Genomic DNA, 21403 nt, shown 5'->3' on the forward strand with positions numbered 1-21403 from the left:
CGACCGGTCAAGCGAGGAATTACCCATGCATGCGGGTCACCTTCTTTGAGGTGGTACAGCGATCGGTGCGCGAAGTATTCGCGCATCTGCGACCAGGTCCCCTCGTCGCGCAGGTAGTACGACGGTCCGGTGCCATCGACCGGTTCGATGGACAGTTTGTCCATTTCGGCCATCGACGTGTCGTGCGGCTCGATGCGGCCGACGTCGCGGCGTACCCCGGCTAGGAATGCTCGCTCCAGATCGGCGCGCAGATGCAACAGCGCGGGATTCCACTCCCACGTCGGATCCACCCCGGCGAAGCCCCGATAATGCAACTCGTAGCACATGTACAAGGCCAGCTGCAGATCCAGCCCATACGGATCGACATCACCCACCGATGCGCTGATGCGGGCAAATTGGTCACGGGGAGCCGGGCCGGTCAAGGCGCGCTGCACGGCGATGGACAACGGTCCATAGCCCGCCGGCAGGGCCGGCTCGACAGCAGGTCGAAGCGGAGTCTGAGTCACGCCGCTGAATACCCCTAATCCGACCGCTCAAACTGTGTGCGGGATGAGCAGCCGGTATTCACCGTCGGCGAGACACGTTAGGCTGGCAGTACGCCTAAGGCTTTCGACACAGGACCACTTTCGACAAAGGACCACTATTGTCAGCACCTAATTCGATCACCGCGGTGGTCACTGACTACGACGGGGTGGCCGTCCTTCGTGTCGGCGGCGAAATTGACTTGGTTACGGCTCCAGCGCTCGAAGAAGCCATTGGCGGAGTGGTGGCCGACAACCCCACAGCGCTGATCGTCGATCTTTCCGAGGTGGACTTCCTTGGGTCGGTGGGGCTTAAGATCCTCGCGTCGACCAAGGAGGAACTCGGTAGCGCTGAGTTCGGGGTCGTGGCGCGTGGCCCGGCCACCAGGCGGCCGATTCACCTGACCGGTCTGGACAAGACGTTCCCGCTTTACCCGACGTTGGACGAAGCGCTCACCGGCGTGCGCGAAGGTAACCTGGACCGCTAGCTAGCGAAGCAGGGATGCATGGCAGTCGTCTTCGATAGCGACGACCCTGGTGAGGTCGAGGCTTTCCTCGGCCGAGCCTATGCGACCGTGCTCGTCGGGGCGCGTCCGTCGGTGCCAAATCAGTTGCGGATCAAGAGGGTTTGCTGCGGGCGCCTGGATGTCGGTGAGGTGCGACTCGGCTACGACATCGATTGGCGGGCCGACCCGGTGGGAAAGATCCGCCTTAGCCGACCTTAGCCGCGTGTGGTCGGGACCGGCCCTTCAGCGGGCGATGCGATCATCCCGACTTCGACCTCGTCCTGGTGGAACCCGTGCTGCTGCAGCGGGTGGCCGCGGCGGCACCGAGCCAACGTCCGGAGCCGGTGCGGCTGACCGGCTTTCAGCCGGTCTCGCTGGCTGCCCGCAGTCGGATGACCAGTGCGATCGACTACTTGGGGGCATTGACGCTCGGTGAGTCTTTGGTGCCCGCTTCACCGTTGGTGGCATCCACCGCCGCCGATCACTTCGCGTCGGTCCTGCTGAGCAGTTTCCCCAACAACGCCCTGGTTGAGCCCACCATCGAGGATCGTCACGACTCAACCCCGGTGCTGCTGCGGCGGGCTATCGCCTTCATTGACGACAATGCGCACAACGACCTCTCATTGGCCGACATCGCTGGCGCTGTCTACGTCACACCACGGGCATTGCAGTACATGTTTCGTCGCCATCGTGACTGCACCCCCATGGATTATGTTCGCCGGGTACGGCTGCATCATGCGCACCGCGACCTGGTGGACGGCAACCGGGCCACCACCACGGTCGCTGAGATCGCTCGTCGCTGGGGATTTGCCCACACCGGGCGGTTCGCGACCTTGTATCGGCAGCACCATGGACAGAGTCCCGCCGTCACGCTGCGCCAATGAGGACGTGGGTCGTATCCCGGCCGGCGAGGAAATCCATTGCGGCGGCTGGCGGCACATGCCCTGCAGCGCTTTCGGTGCGACTACTACGAGTCAGCGCGCGACTCCTCCGGCGCCCAGGCGAGTGGCTGTCCGGGCTGGCCGGGGAATAGGAAATCGACGAAAGCCGACGCGGTTGGTTGCGGCTCATGGTTAGCGAGGCCGGGTCGTTCGTTGGCCTCGATGAAGGTGTAGTTAGTGCCGGCGATATCGGGTACCAGCAAGTCAATCCCCGTCACCGGGATACCGATCGCCTCGGCCGCCTTCACCGCAACCCGACACAAGTGCGGGTTCACCCGGCCGGTGACGTCGTGGATGGTGCCGCCCTGGTGCAGGTTGGCGGTGGGGCGAACGCGCAGCCTGGTTCCTTGGGGCAGCACATCGTCTAGCCGCCAACCGGCTTTGGCGACCGTCGTTTCGGTGATGTCGTCGATGGGAATGCAGGACTCGCCGTCGGTGGCGGCGGAGCGCCGTCGGCTTTGCGTCTCGATCAACTCGCGCACGCGGTGATCCCCGGTACCGATGATTTCGGCGGGAACCCGCAGCGCGGCGGCAACCACCCGACCGTCGATCACCACGATCCGCAGGTCGTCTCCGCGTACTCGTTGCTCGATCAGCACCTCAGGGTGTTGCTCCCTGGCCCGTGCCACGGCCGCAGCCAGCGATTCGGCGCCATCGCGCGCCCTAACTCCTACGGTGATGCCTTTGCCCTGCTCTCCGCGTGTCGGTTTGACCACGACCTCTTCGACCTCGGTCAGGAACGCGTAGTCCTCGTCGTCGAAGGTGGCCAAGCGCGCACGCGGAACATTGATGCCGGCCTGCTTGACGAGGCGCCTGGTCAGACGCTTGTCGTCACAACGACACATCGCGATGGCCGACGTGTACTCCGACAGCGACTCACGAGTAATGACGCTGCGACCGCCCAGGCTAAGTCGCATTTCGCCGGTCTCGGCGTCCAAAACCTCGATCCGGATTCCGCGGCGCAGTGCCTCCTCGGCGATTATCCGCGCGTAGGGATTGAGGTCAGCCACAGTCGCCGGCGGTGACGTGAACAACGGCTCGTTGATGGCGTTCTTGCGCTTGATCGCCAGCACCGGGACCCGGCGAAAACCGAGTTTTTCATACAGGCCGATGGCCGCGGCATTGTCGTGCGCGACTGACAGGTCCAGGTAGGCACGTCCGGATCGGCGAAACCGGTCGGCCATCGCGCGGGTCAGCACTTCGCCGATTCCGGGTAGCCCGGCTGCTGGATCGACCGCCAGTGACCACAGGCTCGAGCCGTGCTCGGGATCTGCGAACAGGACTCGGTGGTCGACACCCGTCACCGTGCCGACGACCGCATCGCCATCGGCACGAACCGCGATTAGGTATGTCACCGCGTCGCTATGCAGATGGTTGCGCCAAGTCGTCTCGACCGGCGCCGGAACCATTCCGCAGCGGACAAGCACCCGATTCATGGAATCGGCATCGGCCGCACTGTCGAGCGTGCGTACGGTCACGCCTGCCGCGGACGGCGCCAACTTTGTTGGCTGACAGTCATCGGCGAAGCGCAGTCGATAGGTGTGGCTGGGGTCGATGAACAGCTCGTTGGGTGCTTGAGCAACGACTACGTGTGACTCGCGGGCGTACATGCAGATGTCGCGGCGCCCAGGCGCTTCGTTGCGCAGCACCTCGCTCAGGGTGCTGGTATCGGTAAAAGTCTGGCCGAAGATGAGCCGACCCCACCCCAACTCGAGCTCCACATCTTTGGCGGTCGCGTCCATCAAGTGGGGCACCGAGGCGTTGTGCAGATCGAGTGTGATTGCCTCGCGATGATGCTGAACAGGATCGACGGCCGTCATGGCTTAACCGACTTTCCGTCGTGGTACGCGACCCGGAGTCTTTGCTCGAAGCGCCATGGTCACCGTTTACCCATCTTGCGGCGAATTTACCGACTCACGGCCCGTCCGCGTCGAAGCCTTGTAGCGGCGGCTCGACCCGTACGTTGGTCAGGCTGAGCAGACCGGCGAGTCGCGTGATAGTCCGCCGAGCGGCGCGCAACACGACGGTGCGGGCGTGCGCTTGGGCATAGCGATCGAGGGTGATTAGCTGCCGGTGACCGATGAACTCCAGCCCTCGGGCGTCAATGATCACCGCCTTCTCCGCAGTCTGAGACAAAATGCGACCCAGCGCGTCGGCAAACATCTGGCCACAAGAGGCGTCAATCTCACCGCTGAGCGCAAAGTCGGCACCGGGTTCGGCGTACAGCTGAAACGACGGTGCTCCTTGGCAGCTGACGTAGGGATGCAGGCAAAGTAGTTCGGCGGCGCCGTCGGCGAGTTGGCTGAGATCGTAGGCGCACAGCGCGGAGACCGGCAGGACCGCCATTTTTTGGTCGATCAGAAACTCAAAGCGACCGAATGCGTCGCGTTGCTCAGGTCGCCGAGCCACCGCCGTGCAGTCAGCGACGGCGCGGAAGCCGGTGTAGCCGTCCTGGATCGCCTGCTCAACTGCTACTACCCGGGCAGCCAGGGCCGTCTCCGGGTCCACGACATCGGTGCCGGCAGCAACGGCGTAAAACTCCATGGTCGGCGTCACAGCGATGTTGCCTTCGTTAAGCCGGCCGCAGAGACCGGCCATCGCGGCCAGCTCGGCCCACAGCTGCTCGCGAGTGGCGTCACCGACGTAGTCAACCCGCTGGTTCTGGGCCAGCCCGTCGGCGATGTACTCCGCGGCGCGGGCATAAAAGTCCGCCCTATCCGCATACCCCCAACCCAGATGGCCGAAGGGGATTAGCCCAGCTGCGGAGGCGACCACGCCGTGTTTGCGCGTCATGTGATCGGGTCTTTCGAGGAATCCAACCGCAGGTAGGCCTGGATCGTGGTGCCATTGACGCTGGTGTGGCTGCGCACCAGATCGGCGATGGTGTTGACCAGATACAGTCCCCGGCCGGCGGTCGCGTCATCGGTGGGCGGTGGTCGGCGCCCCGCCAGCGGGTCGTCCAGTCGGCCCTGATCGCTGGCCTGACAGACAAGGTTCCCGTTGTGCTGCCAAAAAGCGAGCCGACACGCGCTACCGGCATGTTGCAGACTGTTGGTGGCCAGCTCGGTCATGATGAGCAGCAAATTGGTCACGCCATCGGCGGACAAACCCAACCACTGCGCATACCGGGTGGCAAAGGAGCGCGCCGGGCCAAGATCGCCGGCTGTTCGGACGGTGTAGTGAACGGCTGTGGCGCTGTTCGGCAGCGGCTGGTTGTACCGGTCCAGCACCGCCACGGGCTGGTAATCGGGGCTGATTTGCATCGATCCGGATTGCCACAACACCGGGTGAGTGCAGCCGACGTCGGCCGCGGCAATCGTATCCAGCGCTTCGGCGTCATACAGGCACAGCGCTGTCATGTCCCGGCCGGCGAAGGCCATGTTGAACAAAGCTTCATGCTGCACGCAGGCCGGATACTCCTCGACGGTACGCCCGGGCCACAAGATCTCCGTAGTGATGCGGACCGGCCGGTCGGCACGCTCGGCGGCAAACGCCGCCTGCCACCCCAAAATCCGGCCCGGGTTGCGGCCGATCTCGGTGATATCGGCCATTGTCACCTCGTCGGCTGCATCACCTAACGCCTGGCGCACCAACGCCAAGCTTTTCTGGGGCAGCGCGATCAGCACCGACTCACTTTTGGCCAACCCTTCCGCAACGAAGGGCAGCACCGTGTCGAGGTAGGCGCCTTCGCCGCGATACAACAGCGCAGCGTGCACCACTCCGGTTGAACCAGCAGGCACCCGCGTGATCATGCGGCCACCACCTTAAATTGCTACACCAGCCGCTATTGCGCCCTCAACATCAAAGGCTACCCCGCCGTCAGCAACGATTTTTTGAGCTATTTGTGGGTATCCGTGCGAACGACGCATAGCGCCTCATCAAGGCTCTCGTACACCGGTAAGAGCTTGTCTATTCCGGTTACCTGGAGTGGAATGCTGGTCGCGGGACTACTGGCCACGACCGCAAAATTGGTTGACTCTCGCACTGATTCGTTAGTTTGCGCTAAGACATTCAGCCCGGCTGAGCCAAAAAACCGCACGGCCGACAAATCAATGACCAGCGCCGGTGGCGCAGCGCTAAGCGCTTGGTCAATCGCTGTTTCCAAGGTAATGGCGGTGCTGGTGTCAACTTCGCCCGCTACCACAACTACCAGGACTCCTTCGGATTGCTCGACCGAGGTGCTGATCAGACCTTCATCCAACGGTTGTCCTAAGTTCAGCGGCCATGTTCCGTTAGCTTCCCACACAGTCGGCCATCCCCAGACCTGAGCTATCCGTCGGGGCAAGGTGGATCTCTATTGCATGGGCGCCAAGTCAGTCAGGACGGACGACGGCGCGCCCAGATGCTGCTCGGCGCTTGTACTCAATTGCTCCGATAACCTCAGCAGTGCATGCTCGCCCAATCCATCCGGCAGGGTGTAGGCCAGCCTGCGTATCTCGATGGCACTCTCACGCAGCTGCTGTCGAAGCCATGCCTCAATCGGGGGCATGATGTCGCTGTCGTTTTGCGGCCGGACCCGGGATTCGCCGCGATCCGCTGAAATTCGTGCGCCAGTCCTAGCAGCCATCCGGTATCCCTCATGAGGAACTGATTACTCGCGGCCTCATCTGACCGGCCACGTTCATGATGACCGACACCGCTTCGGACTACCTGCTTAGTCGAAACAACAGAGTATGTGCACGCGAGCCACTTTGCAATCGGTGGCCGCTTCGAGCGTTCGCAAACCCTCCAACGAAGGTTCACAGCGCCCCAGACAGTCGATATGCTGAGAGCAGGTGCGCTTTGTGGCCCAGCGTGGTTTTCAGTGACACAGTCCCGACCGGAGTCGGCGACCAAGATTGGCCAGCAGTGATCGACCCCGTTGGAAATCGTTGGAAAGGATGATGACGTCCGATCGTCAGCATGACACCGTCAATTCGGCTGCGGGATTGATTCCCTTCGGCCATCTGGGCTGGGGTTACCGCCGTCGAGGCGATTTCGAGCTACGAGCTGTCGAATATTTGACCGACGGTTTGCGGGCGCATCAATATGTGATGTATGTCGGTGCCGGCACGTCGAAATCGCTTGCTCGACAAGTCGATACGCTCCGCAGTCGGTTGCCCAGTGATGTGTCAAAGGGTCGGATCCACGCCGTGCCTATTCAGCACTTTTACGCGTTCCTGCCGGGCACTGACATTGTTGACCCAGAAACATCGGTGGCAGCGGGGATAGCCGCAACCCAACGAGCGATCGCCGGCGGTTTCTCCGGATTACGAGCAGTAGTTGACGGTACGGCGGTTGCCCGCACGCCCGACCAGCGGGAGTCGTTTTCGGCGTGTGAGTTCCTGATGGATCAGCAGATGGCAAAGTTGCCGGTTTCTGCCTTATGTGCCTATGACGTCCAGGAACTCGGTCTTGGCGCAACCGGATTGGTGTGTCTTCATCCCTATGTCAACGCCGGCGCCGCACCGTTTCAAATCTATTCCGCTGGTGGAACGGACATCGCGGTATGCGGCGAGATTGACGCGTGCAGCGACGGCATTCTTATGGAGGCGCTGCGCACAATCTGGCGGCGAGGCTCGCGAACTCATGTCGGCATCGACGCGAGCGCATTGGCTTTCCTGGCTGTGGGCTCGCTGCACCGGCTCAACGACGCCGCCCGCCGCGACGGCATCATGGTCACGCTACAGATGTCGTCACCGCTGCCGATTCGGCTTCCGGGGCGGTCAAGCCTGAGCAATGTGCTGGTGGAAGTGGCGCAGCGTGATTGCCCTGCACCGGTCGCCGCTGACGACTTGCAGCGACAACTTGCCGATCTGAGGAACAAGTTGGCCAGCCAACCGGTAATCGAACAGGCGAAAGGAATGTTGATGCAAGCGTTCGGCCTGACAGCCGAGCATGCGTTCCAGATCATCAAGGCGCTCTCTCAGGACGGCAACATCAAGCTGCGGGAAGCGGCTCGCCAACTCGTCGATACCTGGGCAAGTCAGGGTCCACGACCCGGCTACGATGCGGCCTCCGAGTTCTTGCTGAGGTTGCGTCATCAGCTACGCCATGACGAAATGCGCTGACCCACCAGGTCACAGTTGCATCACGATCACGATCACGATCACTTAAGAAGTGGCCGTCGTTCCTGAGAGTTCTTACCGTTGCTGCCCGGGTTTGGTTGTCGCTTAACAACTTCCGTCACTTGAGTTGCTCCGGTCACCGCTAGGCACACGCAGCCACGATGAGCGTGTTCGTTGTGCGCGAACATCGGCCGCCTCCTGCTTTGCGCTCCGCTACTTTAGTTTTCGGGGATTCGGGAGCCCCACGTTCAGTTCGCTCATTCGAAGGAACAAATCATGAAATTCAGCAGTATCGTCGCGCGCCGGCGGGTCGCCGCGGTCAGCGCCGGCTGCCTGCTCGGGGGGTTAGCCATCGGTTTGGTCGGCGCGCCGTCGGCCGTGGCCGCACCCGATTGCAGTCCGGAAGGTGTTAGGGCCACCATCTCGTCTGTCACCGGCTCAGCGCAGCAGTATCTGGCCAGCCATCCGGAGGCAAACCAGGTGGTCATGGCCGCCTACGGCCAACCGCGTGGGGAGGCAGCCGCCAACCTTCGCAACTACTTCACGGCGCACCCCAACGAGTACTACGACCTGCGCGGAATCCTGGCGCCGATCGGAGACACCGAGCGCCAGTGCAATGTGTCGGTGCTGCCGCCGACACTGGCGTCGGCCTACCACGAGTTCATGGCCGGCTAGTCAAGCCAGAAGCGAGAAGCGACGGCCCGCCACAGTGCTGTGGCGGGCCGTTCGGCTGTGCCGGTGGGATACTTCCCGCTGAGACTCGTCGGATGCGATGATCGCGGACATGGATGCCGACGCTGCGCAACGGGATCAGCAGTGGGACCACCGCCAGCGCCGGGAGACTGAACTCCAACGGCTCGACCGCAATTGGAATAGCCTGTTGCAGGAGCTGCGGGTGGTGCAAACCGGAGTCCAGCTGCTCACCGGGTTCTTGCTGACGCTGCCGTTCCAGCAGCGCTTCGACATTCTGACGCTGCACGGCGTCTACCTCGCGACGGTCGCGTGTTCGGTGGGCGCCACCGTGCTGCTCATTGCTCCGGTGGGTATGCACCGGCTGCTGTTTCGGCGGCACCGCCTGGTGGTGCTGGTGTCGGCGGCGCATCGTTGCGCGTACGCCGGATTGGTGTTGCTTGGTCTGGCGTTGACCGGGGTGACGGTCATCATCTTTGACGCTGTCTCCGGGATGGCCGCGGGCCTCATCGCCGGGGCGTGTGCACTGGTGCTGTTTGCGTTGTTCTGGGTGCTGGTTCCGCTGTCGCTGCGCACCCGCGATGTGCGCTTGCCGGATTACTGATTGATCTGGCCACCTTGGTGTGAGCCGGTGTCTGCACGGGTAATTCCCGGTGCAGCGAATCCAGGATCTGGTGATACCGCCGGCGTGGAAGAAGGTGTGGATCTCCCCGCACTCGAATGGACACATTCAGGCGATAGGGGTCGACGCGGCCGGGCGCCGCCAGTATCCGTATCACCAGGCCTGGCAGCAGGAGCGTGCCGAAGAAAAGTTCGACCGCGTGCTGGAGATGTCCAAACAGTTGCCGGGGCCGCGGCGCCAGATCGGGCAGGACCGCGCGGGTCGCGGCCTCACCTGAGATTGGGTGCTGGCACTGGCGCTGCATTTGCTCGGCCTGGGTTACTTCCGCGCTGGCGGTGAGCAGTACGCCGACGAGAACGAGTCCTATGGCATCACGACCCTGCGCTGCGAGCACGCGACCATTCGCCGCGACGCGGTGGCCTCCGACTACCCGGCCACGAGCGGTGTGCGGCGCACACTGCTGATCGAGGACCCAGAAGTGGTCCGGGCGGTGCGTTCGCTGATTCGACGAAACCAACGCCGAACGACTCTTGCTGTGGCGCAGCGGATCCGGCTGGGTTGATATTCGTGCCGACGACCTCAATGCGCGCTTCAAGGTGTTGGTCGGCGACGACGAGAGCGCAAGGACTTATGGACCTGGCGTGGCACCGCACTTCTTCAGTGTGGCTATCTGGCGCTGACTCGCTGCAACTCTTGCGCCGATTCGACCTGGCGATAGATGTTTACCGCGTCGCGGGCGATGCGCTCCCAGCTAAAGCGTGACTCGGCGTGCAAGCGTGCCGCTGCGCCCATGCCCGCGCAGTTGAAGTGCTCTGTTTGCAGTTTTTTCAGCGCAACCGCCAACTCCTTCGGCCTCTCGGGTGGCACCAGAAGTCCGGTAACGACGTGCACCACGGTGTCGGTCAGGGCGCCGGCGGACACCGCGACCACGGCCACTCCACTGGCCATGGCTTGCAGCGCCGCGCTTGCCCGCGGCGCCTGCCGGGCGGTGCAGGCCACGACGTCAGCCGATCGCAGTAGTGCCGGAAGCGTGTCAGCGGCAACGGCCCCAGCAAAGCGGACTCGGTCAGCTACCCGCAGGTCCCCGGCCAGGTCGTTGAGTGCGGCGCGGGCGGCGGCGTGACGGCGATCCGTCGCGGCGCTCTCAGCGATGACCAGTTCCGCCCCAGGCAATTTAGGAAGTACCCGGATCGTTCTGTCGAACCCGTTGTGTGGCAACGGGTCCGGCGCTAGGCAGAGAATGCGGTACAGGTCGGTGCGGTCGAGTTGTGGGCCGACGGGAGCGTAGCGCAAGACGTCGACTCCGGCTGATAGAAGCGACAAACGCGCGCGGCTGCGGCGCAGCTTGGCCAGTGCATCGACGTCGGCGCTGCTACCGGCGGTGACCCAGGTCGCATTGCGGGCTAGCAGGGGCTCCAGACGTGCGCGTTCGGTATTGACGAGTTGCCGGTCAGACGAATCTGAAGCTTTCAGGCTGGCGAGACCATGGAAGGTCTGGACCGTGGGCAGACCTTGGCGCCTGGCAGCCAGCTGTGCGGCCAGACCGCCTAACCACCCGAGCGCGTGGACAACGTCGGGCGGATCCGTCGACCAGATATCGGCAAGCTCACCCGCCCAGTCGCCGACGTGCGGCAGCACCTGCTGCGGCGCAACCGCTGCGAGGGGGCCAGCTGCTGTGACTATGGTGCGGTAGCTGTGCTTGGCGACCATCTCGCACGAGTGATGATCCCGACTCCGCACGAACGCTGTGACTTCGTGGCCCTGGGCCGCCAACGCGGCGCACAGCTGCACGCAGTCGTCAGCGACGACATCGGCACACTGATGTGCGGCGACGTCGTCGCCGCTGACAATTGCGATCCTCACTAGCGCTCCCCTCTGAAAGCCCTGAGTGCAACCTCTCTTGACTACCCGGGCTAACCAGTGGTCAAACTGCGCGTCGCGTCTCTTCGTTTTTCGGATGTCTGCCGTTAAGGGGCAGGTCGGTCTACTACCTCCATGATGCGCAGCGCCCCGCCGACCCGATCCATGCTGGAGCGAAACGGCGTGCAGGCGACGCGTATCTGAATTGGGCGCCGCTCGGCGTCGACGAGCGGGTTCACGTGGACTTCGAACCAAGCCGGATCAGTGCCGGGGCGTTGCTACTTGACATCTTGGATTCGCGCGGGCCGCCGCTCTACCTTCGCATGCTCCAGGTAGGCGCCAGCTCAACCGGCCGAGAATGGTCTGCCTGTTGGTTGATCGTCGCGACGGTGTCCTCGCCGGTCACCACCATTCGTTAGGCCGGTAGTGCAGCGCTGTCATCGCGCCGTAGCCGTCCATGCTGCTGTGCGGCCCGGCGACCCGCAGCAACATCCGCGGACTGAAAGTTACTGGGGCAACGTTAATCCCGTGGGCCTGCGCAGTGTTTACGACGAAGCCAAGCGCTACGCGGAGGCGCTGGCGTTTGCCTACCGTCGACAAGACGGGGCCGATGTGGAGGTGGTGCGGATCTTCAACACCTACGGGCCGGGCATGCGCGCCGCAGACGGCCGGATGGTGCCCGCATTGTGTCGGCAGGCGGGCGCCGCGCGCGGAGCCGAGCTTATCGAGCAGCGTCTCCTCGGCATGTCAGTGGCGGGGGTTTAGCCGGCGCTGCTTGGGGTACTCGTTGGCCTTTGCGCCTCAATGGAAGGAGTCGGGATGGGCGGGTACCTGCACGGCTGGACGCGCCGGCTAGCGGTCGCGGGAATTATGGCGGCCGCGTTGCCGCTAGTCAGCGGGGTTGCCGGTGAGCCCCAGGCAGGGGCGGCGGCGCCGGAATTCCTGCAGGTGCCGTCGGCGGGGATGGGCCGCAACATCACCGTGGAGTTTCAGTCCGGTGGAGCGCCAGCGGTATATCTGCTCGACGGCCTGCGCGCCCGGGAAGATCGTAGCGGCTGGGACATCGAAACCAACGCGTTCGACGAGTACGCCGGGTCAGGTATCTCGGTGGTGGCCCCAGTGGGCGGGCGGTCCAGCTTCTACGCGGACTGGTACGGCTCGGCCAATGGGCAGACCTACAAGTGGGAAACCTTCTTGACCAGCGAGCTGCCCGGCTATTTGGCGAGCAGAGGCGTGCGGTCGACCCGCAATGCGGTGGTGGGGGTTTCCATGTCAGGGTCGTCGGCTTTGATCTTGGCGGCCTACCATCCGCAGCAGTTCGCCTACGCCAGCTCGTTGTCGGCCTATCTCACCCCCTCCAGCGGAAGCGGCCCCACCCTGATCGGCTTGGCCATGGGCGACGAGGGCGGATTCAACCCCCAAGACATGTGGGGGCCCACCGGCGGCCCGGGCTGGCAGCGCCACGATCCCACTGTGCAAGCTGGCCGACTGGCGAGCAACAACACCCGCCTCTGGGTTTACAGCGGCAACGGCACACCGTCAGAAATAGGCCAAGCAAGTCTGCCGGGGCAGGTCATCGAACAAGTGGTGCTGCAAAGCAACGTCGCCTTCAAAGATGCCTACACGGCCGCCGGTGGCCGCAACGCGGTATTCAACCTGGACAACAGCGGAGTGCACAGCTGGGGTTACTGGGGAGCGCAGCTGGCAGCGATGAAGGGTGACATGCAGCAGACACTCGGCGCTGGTGGCGGCGGGCAGACCTGAGGGCCCGTCACGGCAAGTATGCGCTGATGAAAAGGAATAAGAAGATGCCTGTCACCAGCAAGACATACGGGAGAACGTGGGGCCGCAGCAACATGATGATTCCGATCGGGTAGCGATGCGTGGGTGGTGCAAGGGTGACTAGCCCGTTTAGCCCTGGCTAAACCCGTGCAGCGCACTCACTCATCGCCATTGGCTGCCCGCAGCAGATTGGCCTCGATCTGCCGCACGCCCGCGGCAACCGATTCGACCACCGGCAACCCGTCGTCGGGGAAGACGCGGAGCAGCGGCCGCAACCCATCTCCGTTGACCAGCGCCCACGGTCGGCTCGCGTGGTTGCACTCGTCGTTGAGCGCCACTAACGTCCGAAACGCCGAGCCGGACATGAACGTCACCCCAGCCAGGTCAACAACCAGCGGCGATTCCAACGCGGTGAGCCGGCCCAAGGCCTCGGCCCACCGGCCGCTATTGGACCCGTCGATCTCGCCGTCCACCACCGCCACGGTGACGAGGTCCTGACTTCGCACGGAAACCGTTGCGCCGGCGCAGTCGACGACAGCGCCGGAGGTCACCGGCGGCAGGAGCTGGCCGTTGGCCTTAAAAACCCCGGGATGTGGGTCAGTCGGCACGTTTGCCCACCTCGATCCATCGGCAAAATCTGCGGCGAATTGGATAGATCTATGATGCATCTGTATTAGATATTTATCAATAAAACGATAGAAAATCTTTCGCGTTTCGGCTCGACAAGGTGGGACGAGCCGGCTCCGGAGCTGTGGCGGTGAGCGCCGGCAATTAGCGGCGGCGGATGGATGTCGCGCATTCGCGCGACGAAAGCCCCGAGATTATTGGGGAGCCGAGAGCCCGTCGTCGCGGTGCGATTGACCGGCTTCGAGATCAGGCGGGTCAGATTCCAGGCGAGCATTCACTGCGTGCAGCCTGGCGTTATCAGCCGCAATCTGGGTGCTGGTGGTCTCCACCCGCGCGTAGTCGGCCTCCAGCCGGGTGTTGTCAGCCTGCAGCACAGTGCAGTCGCCCTGCAACCGGGTGAGGTCGGCTTGCAGGATGGCGTTGTCGAGTTCCAAGCCCAGGATGTGGGCGACGCCGGCCAAGTTGACACCGCGTCCGACCAATTCGCTGATCCGCTTGACACGGTCGAGGTCATCGTCGCTGTAGCGGCGAGTGCCGCCGGCGGTACGGGCCGGATTCAGTAGGCCAAAACGCTCATACAGTCGCAGGGTCTGCTGCGGAACCCCGGATAGCTCCGAGGCCACCGAGATGCCGTAAACCCCGCGGGCAGACCGCGCGCGCCCTGTCATGTCCTGTCTGGCCAACGTTTGCTACCTACCGCAACCGACAACTTCACAGATATGAACCAAATCTACCACGTTCCGTGCCAGCATCTCCGCCGCTCCGCATAGATTTTTCGGCGCGTCGGCGCGTCAGCGCGCCGCGCGCCGGCACCACAGGCTACGGGCAGCGCGGGTGGCGCGCAGATCACACTGCGCCGGCGTTTGTCGCGCGGGCAGGTGGGTATTTGCCGTGTGCGTAAATACTGGTCTTCAACCGCATCGGAGGAGAAGTGGATCCGTCACAGACGATGACCCGCGCCGTCGCGGCCTTGGCAGTTACGGGTCATGCCGAGGATATCTTGGCGCAGCGCTACGGCATCAGCTCGCGGGCGGCGCACAACATGTTGACCAGGCTGTCGGGGCGCTACAAGAAATCGGTCGCGCTAATCGCCGACCAGCTGGTGTCTGGCCGGGACGGCGCGGGCAGCGACGGACAGCGTGCCGACGAGCCGACCACCATGCCGGGCCAACGGCCGACCGGCGCTCGGCGCGACGGCGTCAAGATCGTCGACAAGGCGCTAACGCGGTGCTGAGGATCGCACGGTGTGATGGCAAGTTGAGAAGAATTCTTTCGCAAAGTCAATCGTGCCGGCAGAGGTGCAGCGGCTGCTGTTGTTAGACAAGCTAATGACTGCCGTGTTGCCCCAGCGTTAGACTGGGGGGACGCTGGCCTACTCATGGCCGCCGCCTCACGGAACGTCGAGCTGAGGGAGGTCCTTCGGGTGGCAGCTGCTTCGGGTGCCGAAGCAGCTGCTGCGGGCACGGTCCCGCCCTTTGTCGGCGATAGCGAAATGGCCGCCCGCATGGCGGCCTTCGACTGGTCGGGTTCGGTGTTGGGCCCGGTGGCCGACTGGCCGCCCAGCCTTCGGACAGCGGTCGGCATCTGCCTAAGTTCTCGCTATCCCATGGCAATCTGGTGGGGCCCGGAATTGGTGCTGATGTACAACGACGCCTGGGCACCGATTCCAGGCCCAGCGAAGCACCCGGCCCATGGCCGTCCCGGCGCGCAGGTCTGGCCCGAGGTCTGGCACATCATCGGCGCCCAGCTGAACAGCGTGCTGGAAACCGGTAAAGCCACCTTCTCTGCTGACCAGTTGCTGCCGATCAGCCGCCTCGGCTATCTCGAGGAGGCCTATTTCACCTACTCTTACAGCGCAATTCGTGACGAGACCGGGGCAGCGGGCGGGGTCTTCACCGCGGTAACCGAAACCACGCAGCAGATAGTGAGCGAGCGCCGGTTACGAACCTTACGCGCGCTCGGCGAAAGCACAACGCTGGCAACGACGCACAGCCGCGCCACCCTGGAGGCTGTGTACCGCGCTGCGCTGCAATCCCTGGCCGCCAATCGCGCGGACATACCATGTGCGGCTGTTTTCGCGGTGGACGACGGGCAGCTGCGCCTAGTTTGCGCCATGGGCCTGACCGACTCGTCAGTGCTGACGGCGCCGCATGCAGAGCTGCTGAATGCCGTCAATACCGGGGACCCGTTGTCGTTCATCAGCATTCCCGCGCCCTGGGCCGACGCCGTGTTGCCGGGCGCCAACCCGGTCGGCGACCAACCACCCGCCACAGCCGCTGTCATGCCGGTGCAGTTGGGCCATGGCGGCAGTGCCGCCGCGGTGCTGGTCGCCGCGGTGACGCCGTACCGCATCATGGACGACGACTTCCGCGGATTTCTGGGGCTGACAGCCACCCAGATCGGCCGCGCGGTCAGCGATACCCTGGCCTACCAAGCTCAGCGCCGCCGGGCAGAAGCCCTGGCCGACCTGGACAAGGCCAAAAGTGAGTTCTTTGCCAACGTCAGCCACGAGTTCCGGACACCGTTGACGCTGATCGTCGGCCCCGCCGAGGACAGTTTGCGGGACACCAACGAACCCCTGGGCCCGGCTCAGCGCGAGCGTCTAGACGTGATCCGGCGCAACGCCGGACGGCTGCGCCGCCTGGTCGACGACCTGCTCGAGTTCGCGACCATCGAGGCAGGCAAGCGAGCACCGCAGCGGGAATTCGTCGATCTGACGGCCGCCACCAGGGAGTTAATCGCCTCGTTTGCGCCCGCCGTCGCCCACGCCGGACTGGACCTGCGCTATGACATCGCCCCCTTGCGGCGACCGGTCTTTGTGGATGTGGGCATGTGGGAAAAGATCGTGCTCAACTTACTGTCGAACGCGGTCAAGTACACCCCGGCAGGCCATATCGAGGTTCGGCTGCAGCAGCGCGGCGAGGTGGTAAGCCTGGCCGTCACCGACACCGGAATCGGTATCCCCAGCGATGAGCTGCCTAAGGTGTTTGAGCGATTCCACCGCGTCCGCGGCCGCACCGGACGTAGTCACGAAGGGTCCGGCATTGGGTTGGCGCTGGTCGCCGAGCTTGTCCAGCTCCATGACGGGACCATCGAGGTGCAATCCCACGAGAACGCGGGCAGCACTTTTACCGTCGAGTTGCCGTATCCGACGGTGAGCGCGGCCGTCGCACCCGCCGGTCGGCTCGCGGCCCGGCCGAACAGCCATCGCGCCTATCTTGATGAAGCGCTGCAGTGGCGCCGCGACGTGGCAAGCGCCCCCGAAAGCGCCGACCCGGACGTCGAACTACCACCAGACACCCCGAGCGTTCTGGTGGTCGAGGACAACGCAGACATGCGAGCCTTCATCAGTGCGGTGCTAGCACCCTATTGGCGAGTCCTGGAAGCTCCCGATGGCCGTGCCGGACTAGCGTTGGCCCGACAACACCAGCCAGATCTGGTGTTGACCGACGTCATGATGCCGCAGCTAGACGGCTTCGGTCTGTTGGCGAAGCTGCGCTGCGATCCGCGCACGGAGACCACGCCGGTGGTGTTTCTCTCCGCGCGCGCCGGTGAGGAGGCGGCGGTAGGTGGTCTGGACGCGGGGGCCGACGATTACCTCGCTAAACCGTTTTCCACGGTAGAACTGCTGGCGCGGGTGCGATCGAATCTGGAGCTGGCCCGCCTGCGCAACCGAGAAGCCGAGTTCCGTCGCGTGCTCATCGGTTCCATGCAAGAGGGCTTCTTTCTCAGCGACCAAGATGGCACCGTCGTCGAGGCCAACCACGCCTTTTTTGAGCTGACCGGCTACGACGCGGCCGGCCTGCCCTATCCATGGCCGCAGCCATGGATACCGGCCAAGGAATCTGAGCCGGATGCGTGGGCGGTGTGCGAAGAGGCACGCGTCCACTCGATGGGCGGCGGCGGCCGCTTCACCATTCCGCTACGACACCGTGATGGCCACCGGCTTTGGGTGGCCTGCTCATCGGCGGCAATCACTGACCCGCGCAGTCATCGGCAGCTCGTCATTGGGACCGCGGTGGATGTGACCACCGAGCGGCTCACCAGCCAACGCGACGAGATCTTGTCGCAATTTGCCGTCGCTATCGCCGACAGCCGCACCACTAGCGCATTGCTGGGGACGGCCACCGAGCAACTGGGAAAGCTATTCGGCGCCGTCCGGACCGTTGTCGCGCTATGGGACAGCGCCGCTGCGCAGCCTGCTATGGTGGCCTGGCCGCGCACCCCGCTCAACGGTGATCAGGATCTGATGGTTTCGGCGCTACAGGCGGCACGTCACCGGCCCGCCGCATCCGTGGCCACGTTTGCCCAGAATGGGGACACCGTCATCGCCGCGCCGCTCGACGGTACCGCAACCGCAGCCGTAGCAATGCAATTCGGCTCCAACCGACCGGTGCGAGGCGAAGACCGCGCCCTGTTCGCCCTGCTGGCTAGTCACCTTGCCCAGACACTGCTGACAGCACGCGAGTACGAGAAAACCCGAGCGGTGGCGTTGGCCCTACAACAAGCGATTCTCGGGCCAACTGCGTTGCCGCACGGCTTCGCGGTCCGCTACACACCCGCCGAGGAGCCGCTCAAGGTAGGCGGCGACTGGTACGACGTCATCGCGCTCGGTGATGACCACGTCGGTGTCGTCGTCGGCGACTGCGTCGGCCATGGCCTGGCGGCAGCCGCGGTGATGGGTCAGCTGCGCTCCGCCGCGCGCGCCCTGCTGCTCAGCAAATCGGGTCCCGCGACGGTGCTGGAAGGCCTTGACCGGTTCGCGCGCGCAGTGCCCGACGCCTACTGCACGACGGTATTCTGCGCCGTCATCGACCGAGCCGCCGCCGTCATCCGCTACAGCAGCGCCGGGCATCCGCCCCCCATAGTGGTGACCGCTGACGGCCAGCGTCAGCTGCTCGACGACGCCCGATCGCTACCCCTGGCGGTGGCGTCTCGTGGCATCGCGCGCACCGAAAGCCGCGCGGTCCTGCCTGCCGGGTCAACGCTGTTGCTCTACACCGACGGGCTGATCGAGCGACGAGAGGATTCGTTGGACAGCGGGATCGATCGGGCCATCACCGCGCTCATCGGTTACCGCCGTTTGCATCCCGACGAAATCGGTGAGCGCCTCATGGCGGACTTGGCGCCGCCCGCCGGATACGACGATGACGTCGCGGTGCTGCTCTACCGGCACCCGCCCGCACCGCTGCGTATGCGAGTGCCCGCCGTGCCCACCAGCCTGCGCGACATCAGGCAACGCCTCCGCAGCTGGCTGCCAGCCGCGGCATTTGACGCCGAAGTGGTTGGCGACATTGTGCTTGCGGTCGGCGAGGCCGCCACCAACGCCGTCGAGCATGCCGTCCGGGAAGCCGACCATGACGTGGAGCTGACGGTAACCGCGGAGGTGATCGACACTGCGCTGGCAGTCACGGTGACCGACAACGGCCGCTGGCTACCGCCGCCGGCGGCTTCAGGGAATCGCGGACGCGGAATTGCGTTGATGAAGGCCCTCGTTGATCGTGCGGCGGTGACCCCCACCCCAGCGGGCACCACGGTGGCTCTCGTGAAGGAGCTGAGCCGGTGACCGAGCGGCAACAAGCTCAGGGGCGGTGCAGGGCGATGATGGTGACGTCATCCTCGGCGTTGCCCAACGCCATCGCGGCCCCAATCCACGACGCCGGCACGTTGCCCGCCCGCCCGAGCGTCTCAGCCAACCGGTTGAGACCCTCGTCGATCGACTCGCGGCGACGTTCCACCAGTCCGTCGGAGAACATGACCAACCCTTGCCCGGGCTGGACGGTGAATGTGCTCGGTGCGTACGTCACGCCACGAACCCCGATCGGCGGCGAAAGCCGTATCGGCGCCGGCTCGGCCGTCGGCTCGGAGGGGTTGGTCAGGTAAGGGATCAGCTGCCCGCCGCTTGCGGCCTCCACCTGTCCCGAGCCCAGGTCGACCCGAGCGACGAAAACGGTGGCCAACGCGCCGGGCAGCATGTGCACGCAGAAATCGTTGAGCTGGCTCAGCGACTCAGCCGGCGCAGTGCCGGCGAACAGATGCGCGCGCAGCAAGCTGCGCTGGACCGTCTCGGCCATCCGTAGCGCACCCCGGGCGCGCCGGTACAGCGACTCGACCAGGAGGCGCCGCAAAGCCGCGGCGCACTCAGTGTTGCTCGGCGTCCAGGGATGGCTACGGTGGCGGACAATCTCGCGCCACCGGTCGAACGACTTGCGCGGGCTCATCCGAATCTGGTTGCCAGCACTGCCTTCGCGGACCGCAATCGCCTTATTGTGCGGGTCGCCGCCCCAGTCCACCGAACGCAGCACCTCGCGGCGAAACCAGCCGGCGTACTGGCCATCGGGCAGGTTGAGCATGAGCACACCGGCAGCCAGCTGCGGATCGAGGTCGAGTTCCGGTAGCTCGCGGGACAGGCACTCGGTGCTCGCGATCTCCTCGGCCGCGCCGCGCGCCCAAGCCGCGACGGCAGACACGACCTGCGGTGACGGCACCGACCCTCGCACCCGATAGTCGCCCTGGACATTGACCACGACACCGTCGGCGGGCACCAGGTCCAGCAGGTGAGACGCCCCGAGCAGCGCCGCCGCGAGCGGCTCACCGTCGTCCAGCATGGCCACGGTGAGCTTGGCGAGCACCGCTTGAGCAGCCAACCGCTTGCGCAGTTGGTCATCTTCGAGCCGGTCCACGAAGCGCAGCGACAAGGTTGAGCCAAGCAACTCGGCCGCCGTCCGGGTAGCGACCGACGGCAGATGCGGACCGGCGTGGTGGTGGCAGGCGATGAGCCCCCACAGCCGATCGTGCCGCAGCAACGAAATCGACATGGACGCCCGCACCCCCATGTTCCGCAGATACTCGATGTGGATGGGCGAGACGCTGCGCAGCGTGGCGTAGGTGAGGTCCAACGGCGTGCCGGTGGCCGAGTCGACGGCCGGTACCAGCGGCGCCGGGGTGTAGTCGACGTCGGAGATGAGCCGCAGCCAGTTCTTCTCGTACAGCGCCCGCGCCTGCGCCGGGATGTCACTGGCCGGATAGTGCAAGCCTAAAAAGGAGTTGAGGTCCGCGCGCTTGGACTCCGCGACAACCTCGCCGTTGTAGTCCTCGTCGTAGCGATACACCATCACGCGGTCGAAGCCGGTGAGGTCGCGGACCGCGCGCACAGCAGTCTCGTAAAGCTCCGTGAGCGTAGTGGCCCGGTTCAGCTCCTCCAGCGAGCTGCGCACCTCCTGGTAGGGGTTCGGCAGCGAGAACGGCCGCACGTCGCTGGCGCTTTCGAATTCCACCAGCAGCACACCCGCTGAGGCACGGCTCAGGATGGCGTCAAACGCGCATGGCTCGCCGCGGACCTCGATAGCGCAGTCGAGCCGAATGTGGTGGGCGGGATCGCTGAAGCTCGATGCCGCCTGCTCGACCCGGGCGGCCTGATCGGCGCCGATCAGCACCGACAGGTGCCTGTTCAGCACGGCGTCCACCGAGCGGCCGAGCTGATCGGCAATGTTGGCGCTGACCTGTCGCACCTCGAAGTCCCGCTCGCGCACCACCGCGAGCACACCGCGGGGTTGGATGCTGCCCGGGATGTGAATCGGCTCCCGGTCACAGTTGTCGAGATCGATGGGTGTGCCGACCGGAACGAACTCGTCGACCCACTGATCCGTAGGCAGCGCTACCGGAGTCGGCTTCTCGCCGCCGGTCACGCCAACGCTTTCGTTGATGCGGCAACGGTATGCAGGCGATCTCGCCGGTGCCAGACGGCTTTCGTCCTGGTTTGCATCCCTGCCCGTTCTGCCCGAATCGCTGCAACGATCTCACAGCT

General features: G+C 64.6%; 18 protein-coding genes and 3 pseudogenes. 11 read left to right on the forward strand and 10 right to left on the reverse strand.

The genetic code is table 11. The annotated features are described in order from the left end of the window. Positions 1–506, reverse strand: a pseudogene (locus F0Q45_RS15035) (iron-containing redox enzyme family protein); the annotation flags it as partial. 137 nt (positions 507–643) lie between these two features. On the opposite strand from F0Q45_RS15035, the gene F0Q45_RS15040 reads away from it, so the two are divergent. From F0Q45_RS15040 to F0Q45_RS15050, 3 genes are all read left to right on the forward strand, one after another. Beyond that, positions 644–1009, forward strand: a complete 366-nt coding sequence (locus F0Q45_RS15040) for an STAS domain-containing protein (protein ID WP_262491018.1) — start codon at positions 644–646, stop codon at positions 1007–1009. Between the two features lie 18 nt (positions 1010–1027). After that, entirely contained in the window at positions 1028–1246 is a 219-nt protein-coding gene (locus F0Q45_RS15045) for a hypothetical protein (protein WP_149654699.1), read from the forward strand. A gap of 65 nt (positions 1247–1311) precedes the next feature. After that, on the forward strand, positions 1312–1911 hold the full coding sequence (locus F0Q45_RS15050) for a helix-turn-helix transcriptional regulator (RefSeq protein ID WP_262491019.1): 600 nt from the start codon (positions 1312–1314) through the stop codon (positions 1909–1911). A gap of 83 nt (positions 1912–1994) precedes the next feature. Here the strand turns inward: F0Q45_RS15050 and ngg are convergent, their stop codons facing one another. The 5 genes from ngg to F0Q45_RS15075 form a co-directional block, all read right to left on the reverse strand. After that, entirely contained in the window at positions 1995–3788 is a 1794-nt protein-coding gene (ngg, locus tag F0Q45_RS15055) for an N-acetylglutaminylglutamine synthetase (RefSeq protein ID WP_149654700.1), read from the reverse strand. Between the two features lie 94 nt (positions 3789–3882). Beyond that, entirely contained in the window at positions 3883–4761 is an 879-nt protein-coding gene (locus F0Q45_RS15060; RefSeq protein WP_149654701.1) for an MEDS domain-containing protein, read from the reverse strand. Then, the gene (locus F0Q45_RS15065; protein WP_149654702.1) at positions 4758–5720 is read right to left on the reverse strand and encodes a sensor histidine kinase; all 963 of its coding nucleotides are present in this window, start codon (positions 5718–5720) and stop codon (positions 4758–4760) included. The genes F0Q45_RS15060 and F0Q45_RS15065 overlap by 4 nt, the downstream gene beginning before the upstream one ends. Positions 5721–5806: 86 nt before the next feature. Next, a complete protein-coding gene (locus F0Q45_RS15070) occupies positions 5807–6169 on the reverse strand; it encodes an STAS domain-containing protein (RefSeq protein ID WP_149654703.1) in 363 nt (120 codons plus the stop codon). A 93-nt stretch (positions 6170–6262) separates the two neighbouring features. Further along, complete coding sequence (locus F0Q45_RS15075; RefSeq protein WP_262491020.1) at positions 6263–6535, reverse strand: hypothetical protein; 273 nt, start codon at positions 6533–6535, stop codon at positions 6263–6265. A 316-nt stretch (positions 6536–6851) separates the two neighbouring features. On the opposite strand from F0Q45_RS15075, the gene F0Q45_RS15080 reads away from it, so the two are divergent. The 4 genes and pseudogenes from F0Q45_RS15080 to F0Q45_RS15095 form a co-directional block, all read left to right on the forward strand. After that, on the forward strand, positions 6852–8018 hold the full coding sequence (locus F0Q45_RS15080; RefSeq protein ID WP_188112958.1) for an MEDS domain-containing protein: 1167 nt from the start codon (positions 6852–6854) through the stop codon (positions 8016–8018). 273 nt (positions 8019–8291) lie between these two features. After that, complete coding sequence (locus F0Q45_RS15085; protein ID WP_149654705.1) at positions 8292–8690, forward strand: heme-binding protein; 399 nt, start codon at positions 8292–8294, stop codon at positions 8688–8690. A 109-nt stretch (positions 8691–8799) separates the two neighbouring features. Continuing rightward, positions 8800–9309, forward strand: a complete 510-nt coding sequence (locus tag F0Q45_RS15090; protein ID WP_149654706.1) for a DUF6328 family protein — start codon at positions 8800–8802, stop codon at positions 9307–9309. 49 nt (positions 9310–9358) lie between these two features. Continuing rightward, positions 9359–9997, forward strand: a pseudogene (locus F0Q45_RS15095) (DNA topoisomerase IB); the annotation flags it as partial. Here the strand turns inward: F0Q45_RS15095 and F0Q45_RS15100 are convergent. After that, positions 9994–11190 (reverse strand): glycosyltransferase, encoded by a 1197-nt coding sequence (locus F0Q45_RS15100; RefSeq protein WP_149654707.1) that lies wholly within the window; start codon positions 11188–11190, stop codon positions 9994–9996. The pseudogene F0Q45_RS15095 and the gene F0Q45_RS15100 overlap by 4 nt on opposite strands. Before the next feature lie 471 nt (positions 11191–11661). Between F0Q45_RS15100 and F0Q45_RS15110 the strand changes: the two are divergent. Together F0Q45_RS15110 and F0Q45_RS15115 are read left to right on the forward strand one after the other, a co-directional pair. Beyond that, positions 11662–11886: pseudogene (locus tag F0Q45_RS15110) on the forward strand (NAD-dependent epimerase/dehydratase family protein); the annotation flags it as partial. Positions 11887–12006: 120 nt separating this feature from the next. Then, complete coding sequence (locus F0Q45_RS15115) at positions 12007–12951, forward strand: esterase family protein (RefSeq protein WP_149654709.1); 945 nt, start codon at positions 12007–12009, stop codon at positions 12949–12951. A 176-nt stretch (positions 12952–13127) separates the two neighbouring features. On the opposite strand, the gene F0Q45_RS15120 is transcribed toward F0Q45_RS15115, so the two are convergent. Further along, positions 13128–13577 (reverse strand): STAS domain-containing protein, encoded by a 450-nt coding sequence (locus F0Q45_RS15120; protein WP_188112960.1) that lies wholly within the window; start codon positions 13575–13577, stop codon positions 13128–13130. A gap of 213 nt (positions 13578–13790) precedes the next feature. Further along, positions 13791–14264, reverse strand: coding sequence for a MerR family transcriptional regulator (locus F0Q45_RS15125; protein WP_149654711.1), 474 nt, complete (start codon positions 14262–14264; stop codon positions 13791–13793). A gap of 263 nt (positions 14265–14527) precedes the next feature. Between F0Q45_RS15125 and F0Q45_RS15130 the strand changes: the two genes are divergently transcribed. Continuing rightward, entirely contained in the window at positions 14528–14830 is a 303-nt protein-coding gene (locus F0Q45_RS15130) for an ANTAR domain-containing protein (RefSeq protein ID WP_149654712.1), read from the forward strand. A gap of 189 nt (positions 14831–15019) precedes the next feature. Next, on the forward strand, positions 15020–19162 hold the full coding sequence (locus F0Q45_RS15135; RefSeq protein WP_188112961.1) for a SpoIIE family protein phosphatase: 4143 nt from the start codon (positions 15020–15022) through the stop codon (positions 19160–19162). A gap of 16 nt (positions 19163–19178) precedes the next feature. On the opposite strand, the gene F0Q45_RS15140 is transcribed toward F0Q45_RS15135, so the two are convergent. Next, positions 19179–21284, reverse strand: a complete 2106-nt coding sequence (locus F0Q45_RS15140) for a SpoIIE family protein phosphatase (protein ID WP_149654714.1) — start codon at positions 21282–21284, stop codon at positions 19179–19181. Between the last annotated feature and the right edge of the window lie 119 nt (positions 21285–21403).

Source organism: Mycobacterium simiae, assembly GCF_008370645.1.
In the GTDB taxonomy this organism is placed as follows: domain Bacteria; phylum Actinomycetota; class Actinomycetes; order Mycobacteriales; family Mycobacteriaceae; genus Mycobacterium; species Mycobacterium simiae_A.